11 protein-coding genes and 1 pseudogene are annotated in these 13,625 nt (G+C 55.2%); 8 read left to right on the top strand and 4 right to left on the bottom strand.

The window, feature by feature from the left end; all coding sequences use genetic code 11:
* Nucleotides 1-2: 2 nt before the first annotated feature.
* The 4 genes from ACSQ3O_RS07715 to ACSQ3O_RS07700 form a co-directional block, all read right to left on the bottom strand.
* Complete coding sequence (locus ACSQ3O_RS07715) at nucleotides 3-989, bottom strand: NAD(P)H-quinone oxidoreductase (RefSeq protein ID WP_436138418.1); 987 nt, start codon at nucleotides 987-989, stop codon at nucleotides 3-5.
* 95 nt (nucleotides 990-1,084) lie between these two features.
* A complete protein-coding gene (pnp, locus tag ACSQ3O_RS07710; RefSeq protein WP_436138417.1) occupies nucleotides 1,085-3,331 on the bottom strand; it encodes a polyribonucleotide nucleotidyltransferase in 2,247 nt (748 codons plus the stop codon).
* A gap of 207 nt (nucleotides 3,332-3,538) precedes the next feature.
* Nucleotides 3,539-3,805 carry a 30S ribosomal protein S15 gene (rpsO, locus tag ACSQ3O_RS07705; RefSeq protein ID WP_005793232.1) on the bottom strand — a complete coding sequence of 89 codons (267 nt, stop codon included), beginning with the start codon at nucleotides 3,803-3,805 and terminating at the stop codon, nucleotides 3,539-3,541.
* Nucleotides 3,806-4,000: 195 nt separating this feature from the next.
* Nucleotides 4,001-4,147 carry a hypothetical protein gene (locus ACSQ3O_RS07700; protein WP_436138416.1) on the bottom strand — a complete coding sequence of 49 codons (147 nt, stop codon included), beginning with the start codon at nucleotides 4,145-4,147 and terminating at the stop codon, nucleotides 4,001-4,003.
* Between the two features lie 1,145 nt (nucleotides 4,148-5,292).
* On the opposite strand from ACSQ3O_RS07700, the gene ACSQ3O_RS07695 reads away from it, so the two are divergent.
* The 8 genes and pseudogenes from ACSQ3O_RS07695 to ribD all read left to right on the top strand — a co-directional run bounded on the left by ACSQ3O_RS07695 (nucleotide 5,293) and on the right by ribD (nucleotide 13,037).
* On the top strand, nucleotides 5,293-5,874 hold the full coding sequence (locus ACSQ3O_RS07695) for a GspH/FimT family pseudopilin (RefSeq protein ID WP_436138415.1): 582 nt from the start codon (nucleotides 5,293-5,295) through the stop codon (nucleotides 5,872-5,874).
* Nucleotides 5,868-6,509, top strand: a complete 642-nt coding sequence (pilV, locus tag ACSQ3O_RS07690) for a type IV pilus modification protein PilV (protein ID WP_436138414.1) — start codon at nucleotides 5,868-5,870, stop codon at nucleotides 6,507-6,509. Before ACSQ3O_RS07695 ends, pilV begins: the two co-directional genes overlap by 7 nt.
* A gap of 9 nt (nucleotides 6,510-6,518) precedes the next feature.
* Nucleotides 6,519-6,647, top strand: a pseudogene (locus tag ACSQ3O_RS07685) (prepilin-type N-terminal cleavage/methylation domain-containing protein); the annotation flags it as partial.
* Between the two features lie 378 nt (nucleotides 6,648-7,025).
* A complete protein-coding gene (locus tag ACSQ3O_RS07680; RefSeq protein ID WP_436141178.1) occupies nucleotides 7,026-7,394 on the top strand; it encodes a PilW family protein in 369 nt (122 codons plus the stop codon).
* 7 nt (nucleotides 7,395-7,401) lie between these two features.
* On the top strand, nucleotides 7,402-8,082 hold the full coding sequence (locus ACSQ3O_RS07675) for a pilus assembly PilX family protein (RefSeq protein ID WP_436138413.1): 681 nt from the start codon (nucleotides 7,402-7,404) through the stop codon (nucleotides 8,080-8,082).
* A 24-nt stretch (nucleotides 8,083-8,106) separates the two neighbouring features.
* Nucleotides 8,107-11,421 carry a pilus assembly protein gene (locus ACSQ3O_RS07670; protein WP_436138412.1) on the top strand — a complete coding sequence of 1,105 codons (3,315 nt, stop codon included), beginning with the start codon at nucleotides 8,107-8,109 and terminating at the stop codon, nucleotides 11,419-11,421.
* 26 nt (nucleotides 11,422-11,447) lie between these two features.
* The gene (locus tag ACSQ3O_RS07665; RefSeq protein WP_436138411.1) at nucleotides 11,448-11,873 is read left to right on the top strand and encodes a type IV pilin protein; all 426 of its coding nucleotides are present in this window, start codon (nucleotides 11,448-11,450) and stop codon (nucleotides 11,871-11,873) included.
* Nucleotides 11,874-11,921: 48 nt separating this feature from the next.
* Complete coding sequence (gene ribD, locus ACSQ3O_RS07660) at nucleotides 11,922-13,037, top strand: bifunctional diaminohydroxyphosphoribosylaminopyrimidine deaminase/5-amino-6-(5-phosphoribosylamino)uracil reductase RibD (protein ID WP_436138410.1); 1,116 nt, start codon at nucleotides 11,922-11,924, stop codon at nucleotides 13,035-13,037.
* Nucleotides 13,038-13,625 lie beyond the last annotated feature (588 nt).

Here is a 13,625-nt window from a genome sequence, read left to right as displayed (position 1 = left end):
GGTTACCACGTCAAAACAATCTTGCCGATGTGCTGATTCGACTCCATCAAGGCATGAGCCTGCGAAGCGTCTGCTGCCGCAAATGTGCTGTGGATGACCGGGCGCACTTTGCCAACCGCCAGCAAAGGCCACACCTGCTCGCGCAGCGCCCGGGCAATGGCCCCTTTGAAGCCGACAGGGCGCGGACGCAACGTAGACCCAGTGATGGTCAGACGGCGCCGCAACACCAGCCCCGCATTGAAGTCACTCTTGACACCACCCTGCACGGCGATGATGACCAGGCGGCCATCCTCCGCAAGGCACTCCACCTCCCGCGCAACATAGTCGCCCGCAACCATGTCGAGCACTACATCCACACCCCGCCCCTCGGTGATGCGCCGAGCCTCGGCCACAAAGTCCTGCGACTTGTAGTTGACGGCATGGTGCGCACCCAGCGCGAGGCACGCTGCGCATTTGTCATCACTGCCCGCGGTGGCAATGACCACCGCACCGAGCGCCCGGGCCAGCTGGATCGCCGTGACACCAATGCCGCTTGTGCCCCCCTGCACCAGCAGGGTCTCACCCGCCTGCAGGCGGCCACGGTCAAAGACATTGCTCCACACCGTGAAGAAGGTTTCGGGAAGCGATGCCGCCTCCACGTCACTCAACCCCTCTGGCACGGGCAAGCACTGCGCCACCGGAGCGACACACCATTCGGCATAACCACCACCAGCCACCAGTGCACACACGCGGTCACCCACCTGCAGCCCCGCCTCGGCCAACGCGGCAGCGTCACCAGACTCCACCCCCCCCGCCACCTCCAGACCTGGAAGGTCCGATGCACCCGGCGGCGGAGCATAGTGCCCCATGCGCTGAAGCACATCGGGGCGATTGATGCCGCTGGCGGCAACGCGGATCAACAGCTCACCCACTCCAGGCTGCGGCATGGGGCGCTGCCCCAAAGCCAACACCTGAGGCCCGCCAAAAGACGTGATCTCAACTGCACGCATATTGCGATCCAAAAAGGATAGGGTTCAAAAGATTTTGGCAGCTTGCGCGCTATGGATAAGCGCTTCAAGCTACAAAATCAATAGCAATCAAGCTTTTAGCCAACCACCTGCTCGGACGCACCGTCCGACAGCAAGGATTGCTGCTGTTGTTGCTGCTCAGCAGGCTGGCGGCCACCGTCACGACCATGGTCGCGGCGGGGCTCGCGGTCGCCACGCTCAGCGGGCGCGGGACGATCACTGCCACCGGCTGGGCGCTCGGCCAGCACCTTCATCGACAGCTTGATGCGGCCCTTCTCGTCGGTTTCCATGACCTTGACCTTCACGATCTGGCCTTCGGTCAGGTAGTCGGAAACCTTCTCGACGCGCTCGTGCGCGATCTGGCTGATGTGCAGCAGGCCGTCCTTGCCGGGCAGCAGGTTGATCAGTGCGCCGAAGTCCAGGATCTTGGTCACAGGGCCTTCGTAGATCTTGCCGATCTCGACTTCGGCCGTGATCTGCTCGATGCGCTTCTTGGCCTCGTCGGCCTTCGCCGCATCGGTGGCGGCGATGGTGATGGTGCCGTCTTCCTCGATGTTGATCTGGCAGCCGGTTTCCTCGGTCAGCGCACGGATCACCGCACCACCCTTGCCGATCACGTCGCGGATCTTCTCGGGGTTGATCTTCATCGTGTAGAGCTTGGGCGCGAAGTTGGACACTTCGGTCTTGGCTTCGCCCATGGCGTCCTGCATCTTGCCCAGGATGTGCATGCGCGCTTCCTTGGCCTGTGCCAGGGCGACCTGCATGATTTCCTTGGTGATGCCCTGGATCTTGATGTCCATCTGCAGGGCGGTGATGCCGCTGGTGGTCCCGGCCACCTTGAAGTCCATGTCGCCCAGATGATCTTCGTCACCCAGGATGTCGGTCAGCACAGCAAAGCGGTTGTCTTCCTTGATCAGGCCCATGGCGATGCCGGCCACGTGGGCCTTCATGGGCACGCCGGCGTCCATCATGGACAGGCAGCCGCCGCAAACCGACGCCATCGACGACGAGCCGTTGGACTCGGTGATCTCGGACACCACGCGGATGGTGTAGGGGAATTCTTCCTTGGTCGGCAGCACGGCGACCAGCGCGCGCTTGGCCAGGCGGCCGTGGCCGATTTCGCGGCGCTTGGTGGAGCCCATGCGACCCACTTCGCCGGTGGCGAAGGGAGGCATGTTGTAGTGGAACATGAAGCGGTCTTCGAACTCGCCAGCCAGCGCATCGATGCGCTGCGCATCGCGCTCGGTGCCCAGCGTGGAGATCACCAGCGCCTGGGTTTCACCGCGCGTGAACAGTGCCGAACCGTGGGTGCGGGGCAGCACAGAGTTGCGGATTTCGATGGGGCGCACGGTGCGCGTGTCGCGGCCGTCGATGCGGGGCTCGCCGGCCAGGATCTGGCTGCGCACGATCTTGGCTTCGATGTCGAACAGCAGGCCCTCGACCTTCACGGAGTCGAACTCGACGCCTTCGGCCTTGAGCGACGCGAACACGGAGGCTGTGGCTTCGCGCAGGGCGTGCGTGCGGGCTTGCTTGCTGCGGATCTGGTAGGCAGCGCGCAGCTTTTCTTCGGCAAGGCCAGCGACCTTGGCGATGAAGGGTTCGTCCTTGGCAGGAGCTTGCCAATCCCATACGGGCTTGCCGGCTTCGCGTACCAGTTCGTGAATGGCGTTGATCGCGATCTTGCCTTGTTCGTGACCGAACACCACGGCGCCCAGCATGATGTCCTCAGGCAATTGCTGCGCTTCGGACTCAACCATCAGCACGGCGGCTTCGGTACCGGCCACCACCAGATCCATCTGCGAGTTCTTGCGCAGGGTCTGGCCAGGGTTCAGCACGTATTCGCCGTTGATGTAGCCCACGCGCGCGGCGCCGATGGGGCCGTTGAATGGGATGCCGGAGATCGACAGAGCGGCGCTCACGGCGATCATGGCAGCGATGTCAGCATCCACTTCGGGGTTCAGCGAGACGGTGTGGATGACCACATGCACGTCGTTGTAGAAGCCTTCGGGGAACAGCGGGCGGATTGGGCGGTCGATCAGGCGGCTGGTCAGCGTTTCGAGCTCGCTGGGCTTGGCTTCGCGCTTGAAGAAACTGCCAGGAATCTTGCCGGCGGCGTACGTCTTCTCGATGTAGTCCACGGTCAGAGGGAAGAAGTCCTGACCTGCCTTCGCGATCTTGGAGCCCACCACAGTGGCCAGCACCACCGTGTCGTCGATGTTGACCAGCACGGCGCCGGAGGCCTGGCGGGCGATTTCACCCGTTTCCATGACGACGGTCTTGTCGCCCCATTGGAAGGACTTGGTGACTTTGTTGAAAATGCTCATGTTCAGCTCCTGTTTTAATAGCTGGCAGCTGGCTGCCAGATTGTCATGGAGGGCAATTCAGAACACGATGCCATTCCAGGGAACCTGCCCACCAAGCCATGGCGGCAACTTCATTGGAATGACACAGCTTCGCTCTGTTTTGCGACTCCGAAGTAAAAAACGCCTGAGCTAGCGGACTAACCCAGGCGTTTTCGCATGCAATGAAAATTACTTGCGCAGACCCAACTTGGCGATCAGCGCGGTGTAACGGTCAGCGTCCTTGGCCTTCAGATAGTCCAGCAGCTTGCGACGACGGCTCACCATGCGCAGCAGGCCGCGACGACCGTGGTGGTCCTTGGCATGCGTCTTGAAGTGGGGGGTCAGTTCGTTGATGCGGGCGGTCAGCAGGGCCACTTGCACTTCTGGGCTGCCAGTGTCATTGGCAGCACGGGCGTTCGCCTTGACGACTTCGGCCTTGATGGAGGATGCGATCATGTTTTTCCTTGGATGTGGCCTAGCGCGAAGCAGGCCATGGTTTTTACTTGCGCCAGCAGCTGGAAGGGCCGCTGACGTGCGTCTTGCACCATGCAAAACCTTTAGATTATAACCTGAGCCAGGTTTTCGACTACTCCACCGAACAGGCGGGCCGCCTGGTGCTGCCAGAACAAATCCAGAGCAACCAACTTCACCCTACAGAGCCAAGCGCGCTACCTGGGGCAACCCCAACCATGCCGCCGCCAGCCGCTTGGCCGCATCGAAATAGTCACCCCGACCTGCAATGAAACCCGCCCAGCGCAACTCCATCATCCACACCAGGAAGCACCAAAAAGCCGCCATGGCGGCGTGGACGTGATTCAGATGCTCAACCACCCGTACCTATACACAAATCCACGCGCGCAGACATCGCCGGCCAGGCGCGCAGCGCAAACGCATTGAAATAAGAGGTCACGAACGCCCCCCCCCCCCCGCCGACGCTGACTCATTTTCAACAAGCTTGTGAAACACCATGCATCAACATCAGGCGTCATTCAGACTACACGAATCCAGAAACCAGAGAGCACAACCCCCGATAGAGTCTGGATTGCAAAGGTATCCACAGCACTAATCCAGCAGAATCCATGCGCCATTTTCACGGAAGCGGGACAGAACGACTTACGACTTAGCAACACCGAATCCGCGAAGTTTTTTGAGACCCAGCGATCAGTAACCGAATTGCGGAGATGGTAGCCGACAAACTCTTACCGGAGAAGAACGAAAGGCAATCAAAGATCACTCCTACCCCCCTCAGTAACCACACCTTCATCTTCGCCAAACTTTGAGCCCCCCAGAAACACCATACCTGCGCTAGCGCCTTCACAGGCAAGGAACTCCTCAAGATTTATCCGAGCTGAGCGAAAAATAGACAAAAGGGGGGCCAGATGATTCTAGAGCAGACAATGAAAAATAATAAAACCGCCACTAAAAATCTACTTGACTTTGAAATTATAATTCAGTCAGATATGAAAATTAATGCAAAAAATAATTTAAAATTCTTCGTTGAAATTAACTACAACCTTACATCAAAAAAATTGAAATCACTTACAAATATACAAAACCCCTCAATCAATGCCACCAAAATTCCGAATTCACCCATCCCAAAATGCGATCAATAAATTTTCAGTTATTTTGTGCACTTATTTTCCTGACAACTCTAGGCGCTCCAAATGCAGCCCATTCACAAGTCTATGCAAAAAAGGATCCCAACATGGCACAAAGCACTAGTGGCCATACAAAAAAACAGGCTCGAGCCAAGCAACCTAAAAGCAGCTCTGAAGAGTCCAGTACAGAGAGAGACCGCCGATTGAAACGCGAGTGTCGAGGCCGAAACAATGCGGGCGCATGCCTCGGCTACACGCGCTAGGGAGCGCCACTCATCCCCCCCCCGAAGCCACCTGTCCAGCCCCCCCCCTCAGAGCAGACTCCGAGCAAATATGATGCGGAACATGCATGCACCCCACCCTTATTCAACAAGGCAGCTAGTACAGATGCGGCCACGCGCACTGGGCTTTACAGTTATTGAACTGCTTGTTGTGGTCACGATCCTGGCTGTACTGGCAGCTCTGGCGGGGCCAAGCTTTGGCCCCTTAATTGAGCGCTGGCGCACCAACCAAGCAGTGAACAATATCACAAGCACACTTTATCTAGCGCGCTCGGAGGCTATCAAACGTGGCGGCAAGGTTAGCGTTAGGAAAATTGCAAATGGAACAGATGGCTGCAATTTCGCCTCGACCACCCAAGAATGGAGTTGTGGCTGGATTATTTTTGTGGATGCAGATGAAGATGGCAACTTAGATGCAGGAGAGGAAATTCTCCAGTCTTTTCAAATGCCCACGAATGTAGATATCATGAACATTAATCTTGTAGCATCATTTCGATTTGACAGATGGGGGCGAACCAATAACATTAACGCAGCCAGCTTCGCAATTGTACCGAGAGCAGGCGGCGTCGCCTCACCTGCAGCAACCGCAGTTTGTTTCTCATCTGGCGGGCGGGTCCGTGTTGTTAAAGAAAGCGTAACATGCTAATTTATGACATCTCCTGCGAGCGCAAGGCCCTCCAAAAGGGGATTACGCTTCTCGAGTCTCTTGTAGCCATTGTGGTAATGGCGCTAGGCCTGCTTGGAATAGTTGGCATCCAGATGCGAACCTTGGCCGACACTCAAACCGGCGTGAGACGCGCCCAAGCTGTCAAACTTATTGAGGATCTCAGCGAAAGGGTCCGCGCCAACCCGAATGCAATTGGAAACGCCACAAGCTACGCAGTTGCATGGGGATCCACACTAGGCACCCCCCCTGCCTGCGCGATTAACTCAGGTTTCCCGGCCTCGAGCTGTACCGCTGCGCAGTTAGTTACTTATGACGTCGATCGTTGGCTGCGCAGCGTAAGGGCCAATCTCCCTATTGGTGATGCTGCTGTATTTGTTTCTGGAAGCGACGCAAGACAACTGGGAGTGATGCTCGCTTGGCGAGAAAACGAACGAGCCCGCGAGGGAGACTCCGCATCAGAGACTTCTGCATATAAATCTATTTTTTCAGTAACGGGCACTTCAACTTCTGGATCTGTAACTTGCCCTGCTGGAAAAATATGTCACTTGCAATACATCAATCTCACTCAACGGTGCATACCCAGCGGCGCATTGGTCTACTGCTCCGAAATTTGAACAAAGCCTATGATGCACTCTAGCTCAAAAGCGGATAGCGCCTTCAACCCATATACCTCAAATCGCATATGGAGTAAAAGAGAACGCGGTGTAACGCTTATAGAATTATTGGTTGGATTGACAATTGGCCTACTCACAGTCAGTGTAGGCCTGGGAGCAATTATGTTGTCGCGAGGAGTAACTACGACAGTTACCGACACCACGACGTTACAACAACAAGCCTCCTATGCTTTCAGGGTAATTGGCCAACAACTGCGTCAAGCAGGGGGAAGGCCGCTGAACGCAGTGGCGGACCCACGGGACGCGGCAACATTTGTTCAACCAACCGCCATTTCGTTAGCTGGCCTCCCGCCCATAGCAGGACTGGACGCACCGACCGCCAGTCAGTTCATTATTTCGCTGCGGTATGTCAACGCAAGCGAGTCCGTCTATCCAGCCCCCCCCTCATCAACACCAGTCGCTGGATACCTTACAAGCGACTGCTTAGGAAGCAACCCCGGCATAGCATCAGCCCCGATGATTCTGAATCAGCTTCGAAAAAATGGCACGGATCTGGAGTGTGCAAATAGTATTGGTAGCATACAACCCATCATTAGCAATCTCGTAGATCTACAAATCCGCTACCTGCAGCAGAGATTGAATATAGCAGATAGCCAACCACAATTTCGCTATGCATCGGCGGCCAACCTAGGTCCCACAGATTGGCCTGAGGTCTATGGCATTGAAGTTTGCTTGGAGTTGGAGGGTGAGCAATCGATAGATACTGTAGGCGCCAGTTATACCAAATGCGATGGAACCACTGCAACCCGTGGCAATAAGCTGCGAATGATTTTCAAGAACGTCTTTCATATTCGCAACCATGCCTGGCCTAAAGCAATATCGTGAGTAAATCATGAAAAAATACAAAAATCAGCAAGGCATCTCACTTTTCATTGTCATTGTACTGGTTTTAATGTCGATGCTGCTGGCCTTGTGGGCATCGCGCACAGCGTTTTTCAATGAACTCATTGTGAGCAACGATACAGATTACCAAAGAGCATTTGAGGCGGCACAAGTTATGCTACAAGATGCAGAACTTGATATTCGACAAGGCTCGGAATTGATTACAAACCAACGCGCTGTTGTCAGTTCAACTTTTTATCCCACCGCTCATGATGAACTGGACGCACTGACATACACACTTGATGCTCAGACCACAAAATGCTTCAACGGCATTTGTCAGTTTCGCACTGGCGCACAAGATTTCTGGAATGACTCCACCACAATGAATGCCATGATTGCCGCCAATATTGGTGCTAGGTATGGCCAATACACAGGCGTAAGCGCGGGCACTTCCAGCAACCCCATCTTGGCAGACACGACTGCAGGGCGAGGCGCCTGGTATTGGGTTGAAGCCATTAAATACGAACCCAAAGAAACAGGCTCAGGCATATTAGCCGGCGCTGAACCTGAGGTGGTAAATGCCAAAATTTTCTATCGCATTACCGCCATTGCTCGTGGCCTAAAACCAAGCACGCAGGTTGTTTTACAAAATATTGTTGCATTCCCCTCCATATCTGGTGAAGCGAAGTAATTAACGGCAAAATCAGGAAATCATATGAAAAAAAATCATAACTTTCAGAAAACTGCCATCGCGCTGATAATTAGCACTATTGGCCTTCCCCAAATAGTCCTTGCGGGCGAATTTCTGAGTCTTGTTCAGTACCCAGCCGGATCAGCCAGTAGAGAACCAGCACCAAACATCATCGTATCGGTTGACAATTCTGGCAGCATGGGCGCAGTAGGAATTACTGCTTTGAAAAATGCACTGAAAGAGACTTTCAGGCCGGCCAACGTACCAGATGACTCCATAAGACTTGCCTATCAGGCACTTTGGGGTTGCAATACAATTCCGAGTAATGATGCGAGCTGCAACAATAAAAACTCGATGAAAGTCTTGCGAGGTCTTGACGATGCCGCCGACAACAGCCACCGAGGAAACTTCATCAAATGGGTGGACACATTAGTTGCGGGCGGAAACACGCCAACCCATCGCATGCAAGGCGTTGCAGGTGAATATCTGAAAACCACAGGAATCAACAACCCATATAATTTTGATCCTGGCACTACCGAAGCTCCCGTCCATGCATGCCGTCGTTCGTACAACATTTTGATGACCGATGGCGGCTGGAATAATAACCCAGCCAATACGATTAATAATGACGACGGAACTAACCATACCTTCCCAGACGGGACATCCTACGACATAACCGCACCTGAAACTCGAATATACCGGGATGATTGGGGCACCAATGCTGTATCCACATTGTCTGATATGGCCTTTTACTACTGGAGAAATGACCTCCAATCGGGGATCAACAATCAAGTTGTCCCACTAATTAAAAAATCGGGCTCCGAAACATTTGCAGATGGGGCGACCACGGTAACTATTCCACAGTACTGGAACCCAAAAAATAATCCTGCCAACTGGCAGCACATGGTAACCTATACGATTGGATATAACGGCGCTGCAGCATGGCCCAATATAGGCACCAATCCAATTTTCAACACTGCTCAAGGCATGTATGGAGGAGATTTCTCGCGCGCAATCGTTGGCACCCGACTCTGGCGCGACCCATTGACAACCAATGAAAGTGGCCGCCAGGAAGAGCTTTGGCATACTGCTATCAATAGCAGAGGCAAGTTTTACCCCGCGCAGACATCTCAAGATTTGGTCAATGCCTTTAAAGACATTGTTGGAACCATTATTGCTGACTCCACAAGACCTATTACAGGGTTTTCAAGCTCGTCTAGCTCTATCAGCAACTTGGGCTCCACCGCCTTCTTTTCAACCTATGAGGCAGATGGCTGGATTGGTGGCATCGGATCAAAAACGGTTGCTGCTGCTACTGGTGCACTTTCGGATAATTCGGCCTGGGGAGTAACTTCGACCCTCCCAGTGCGAGGAAAAACCACAGGAGACAAGCTGGATGAACTGTCAGCGAGTGATATATCCTCAAGACTCATCTTTACCTATAATGACGCAACGGCGGCTGGCGCGACCTTTATCTGGTCCAATATAAGCCCAGCCCAGCAAATTCTGCTGAATACAGTCGATACTGTGACCGATACGTCGGGAGAGGATCGACTGAACTATATTCGCGGAGATAGAACCAAGGAGGGGACAACCACAACAGCCCCTTTCCGCGTCCGTAGGTCCAGACAAGGCGACATCGCGAACTCTACACTATGGTATGTGAGTCGCCCAAATAACGGCCTGACTGCTGATGGGTATCGGACTTTTGCAAACGCCCAACGCTATCGTATGCCCATGATTTACGTCGGCGGAAATGATGGCATGTTGCATGGCTTTTCTGCTGCAGATGGCACAGAGAAGATTGCATATGTTCCCCAGGGAATTATCAAAAATCTCTCTCAATTAACCAAACAAAACTACAGCCATCGCTATTTTGTTGACGGATCACCTTTTACGGGCGATGTAAATACGGGAACCAGCGCACTTCCGTCTTGGAAAACAATGCTGGTTGGAACACTAGGAGCAGGCGGCAAAGGCTATTATATTCTCGACGTTACAAGCCCTGGATACACGGGTGGAACAGAGACTTCTAATTTTCTGGCCGCCAATGCATCTTCGCTCGTCGTAATGGATAAAACCGACGGGGCTGATGCTGATATCGGCCATATTTTCGGAGACCCTGTAACATCAGAAAACAATTCACAAATCGCTACGCAAATCACGCGCATGAACAATGGGCGCTGGGCGGTAATTCTCGGCAATGGATATAATAGCGGCAGCGAAGATCCTGTTCTTTTGATTCAATATCTTGATGGTGACAAATCCATCAAAAAGATCAATGCGGCGAGCACTGGCACAGAATCCTCCGCGAATGGCCTTTCCACTCCACGCATGCTGGATGTCAATGGTGACGGCACAGTAGATTTTGTGTATGCAGGTGACTTGCGTGGAAATATTTGGAAGTTCGACGTCTCTAATGCAGATGCTAGCAATTGGAAAGTGGCATTTTCTGCTGCTGGATGTACTGCGTGTACGCCCTTCTATACCGCTGTAGAAAAAGCAAACACCGCGAATCGCCAGCCAATTTCTTCTGCACCTAACCTCCGGCCGAATACAACCGTGGGTGGCATGATGGTCGTTTTTGGAACGGGGAGAAACGTGACTGAAGGCGATCGTACCGATGTGACTGTACAAACGCTGTATTCGATACTGGACAACACACGCTACAAGCTGGATACGGTCGCAGGGCCCAACCTTGGTAAGGTGGTCATAGATACGGCCGTTGTTACGCCTGCTGCCATAGGGACTAATGGACGGGATACCAAGCTAGCGGAGCGCGTTTTCAGTGCACCAGTCATTGCTGGTCAAGGGGTGAATAGCAATGCAAGCTTTTGGCGCATGCCAGCCAGCCAGACAACATTGACTTACTCTGTTGCTGGAACCCAAAAGGGTTGGTATTTCGAATTGCCCATTACAGGTGAGAGAGTTTTGAATATGCCCACCTTCTATGACGGTAGTGACGTCATTGATCTCTTGAGCATTGTTCCAGCATCTGGTGGTAACACTTCTGGAGAAACCTGCCAGCCAAGCTCTACCCCTGCACGTGGCTACCGGACCTTTCTAGGTGTTGAGTATGGTTTAAAACCGACACAACAAATCTTGGACGCGAATGGTGATGGCCTCTATCAGGCGGCCGCTGCACAGGACAATGACACTAATCGCACCACTACATCCCCAAAGGGTATCTCCTTTAAAGGAAAGGGAATTGTTGTTTCCATCGGTGGCGGTGGCGGTGGTGGCGGCGGCGGCGGTGGCCCTGGCAATGACCCTGGTGATAAGGAAAAAAATCAACTCGCGAAGCCAGCCTCGACTATCAATTGGCGACAATTACAGTAACTCTGAAGAATCGAAATGGATTGCAAATGAATCACCCGCACCGAGGCTTCACTCTGATTGAGGTCATGATCGTGGTCGCCATCGTGGCCATCCTTACCGCCTTGGCATTTCCGAGCTACACGGAATACATTCGGCGTGGGCATCGCGCTGAAGCGCGTGCGGCATTGCTTCAAGCGTCCCAATGGATGGAACGTGCCGCGACGGCGACGGGCACTTATCCCCTGACGGCGTCGTTTCCAACGACACTCACTACGATCAAGTCTGGTCGGTACACCATTGCAGTGGCATCGCCGCCAGCGAGCGCTGCGTCAGGTACCGCTTACACACTGACTGCAACTCCTGCTGGCGGACAACTAGGTGACAAATGCGGCAATTACACCTTGACCCATACCGGGGTTCGAGGAGCAGCATCGGGTGCATTGCCTTTGATGACAGAGTGCTGGAACAAGTGATAGAGATCGATCTGCCGCCACTGGTTGCCCATGCATTAGCATCCGCCCATGCACCGCACTGACGAGTTGACGACCATGATGAACAAAGCGCTTGGGCTAGCCGCCCAGGCGCTTTTTGTTTCCAACCCCAATCCGCGTGTCGGCTGTGTGCTGGTGGCGCCAGACGGGCGGGAAATAGGCAGTGGTCACACCCAGCGGGCCGGAGGACCTCATGCGGAGGTTATGGCGCTGCGATCTGCGCAAGAAGCGGGGCACGGCACCCAAGGCGCGACTGCCTACGTGACCTTGGAACCCTGCGCGCACCAGGGGCGTACAGGGCCGTGCTGCGACGCCTTGGTGGCGGCCGGGATTGGCAAAGTGGTGGCGTCCCTCACCGACCCGAACCCCTTGGTCGCCGGGCAGGGATTTGCCCGGTTGCGTGCGGCAGGGGTGAAGGTGGAGGTCGGCCCTGGGGCGGCTGAATCACGCGAACTCAATATTGGGTTTTTCAGTCGGATGGTGCGGGGTACGCCCTGGGTGCGCCTGAAAGCTGCGGCTTCGCTCGATGGCACCACCGCGCTCTCCAACGGAGCCAGCCAGTGGATCACGTCGCCCTCTGCCCGTGCCGATGGCCATGCCTGGCGCGCGCGCGCCTGTGCAGTGCTCACAGGCATTGGCACCGTGCTGGACGACAACCCCCGCCTGGATGTGCGCGAGGTGTCCACCCCGCGCCAACCCCATGTGGTGGTGGTGGACAGCCAGTTGCAGACCCCACCGGACGCCCGCCTGTTCATGGAGGGCCGCGCCACCTACATCTACGCAGCCATCCAGGATGATGAAAAGAAAGCCGCCCTGGAGGCACGTGGTGCCACCGTGATCTGCTTGCCCACCGCGCAGGGCAAAGTGGATTTGCCTGCAATGCTGCGCGACCTGGCCTCTCGTGGGGTGAATGAGCTGCACGTCGAAGCCGGCCACAAGCTCAATGGTTCGCTGGTGCGCGAGGGGCTGGTGGATGAGATGCTGGTGTATCTGGCACCCATGCTGCTGGGCTCTGGGTTCGGACTGGCCCAGCTGGGGCCTTTCGAAGTGCTGTCGCAGGGGCTGCAGCTTAACTTCAGGTCGGTGGAAGCACTGGGACCGGACCTGCGCATCGTGGCCCGGGTGCCTGGGCGCGAAGCTTTTTGACGCAGCAGGCATCCCCTGTCTTTCACTGCGTCAAGGTTTTGCACCGCGCGACCAGCGCCCGCCCCGGTGGAATCGCAACCCGGCAGGCGCCCACCTCCATAGGCCGCATGCCGCCACAGCTTGGGTTCAGCAGGCCCCAGTAGCAACCACTCTTCTCAATACTCTTTCTGCTACACGCGCGGCCATAGGCCTATTCAGAGGACTCCAGGCATCAAGCCCTCTCCAGCGGCGCCGGACGAGCGCTTACGGGGAAATGTTTCGCGAACCAGGCAGGGGGCAATGAGTCCAGAGCAGATTGGGACGGGCTGCGGGGAGTCCCAGGGCATGCTCAGCAGTTGGCCCCCCAAGAGCATTGAAATGCCGCAGGCCGCCAGCGCCCGCAGACGCCACCATCGCAGTGATGCGCGGTGATCTGCAAGAAAGCTCCCCAAGCACCTCGGTGGATTGACCACAGCCCCTGGTCCAACGAACCGTGCCCGCAGGGCACCCCGCCACCCATTGCCACGCCGCCCCATCTCAGTGCAGATACTCGCACCAATATCTGGCACGACTTTTGCATCAATCTGGTGCAAATCTGCTGCAGACACT

Origin of the sequence: Acidovorax sp. LjRoot74, from assembly GCF_964254355.1 — a bacterium.
In the GTDB taxonomy this organism is placed as follows: Bacteria; Pseudomonadota; Gammaproteobacteria; order Burkholderiales; family Burkholderiaceae_C; genus Acidovorax.
This window is presented reverse-complemented; position numbering and strand designations above follow the sequence as displayed.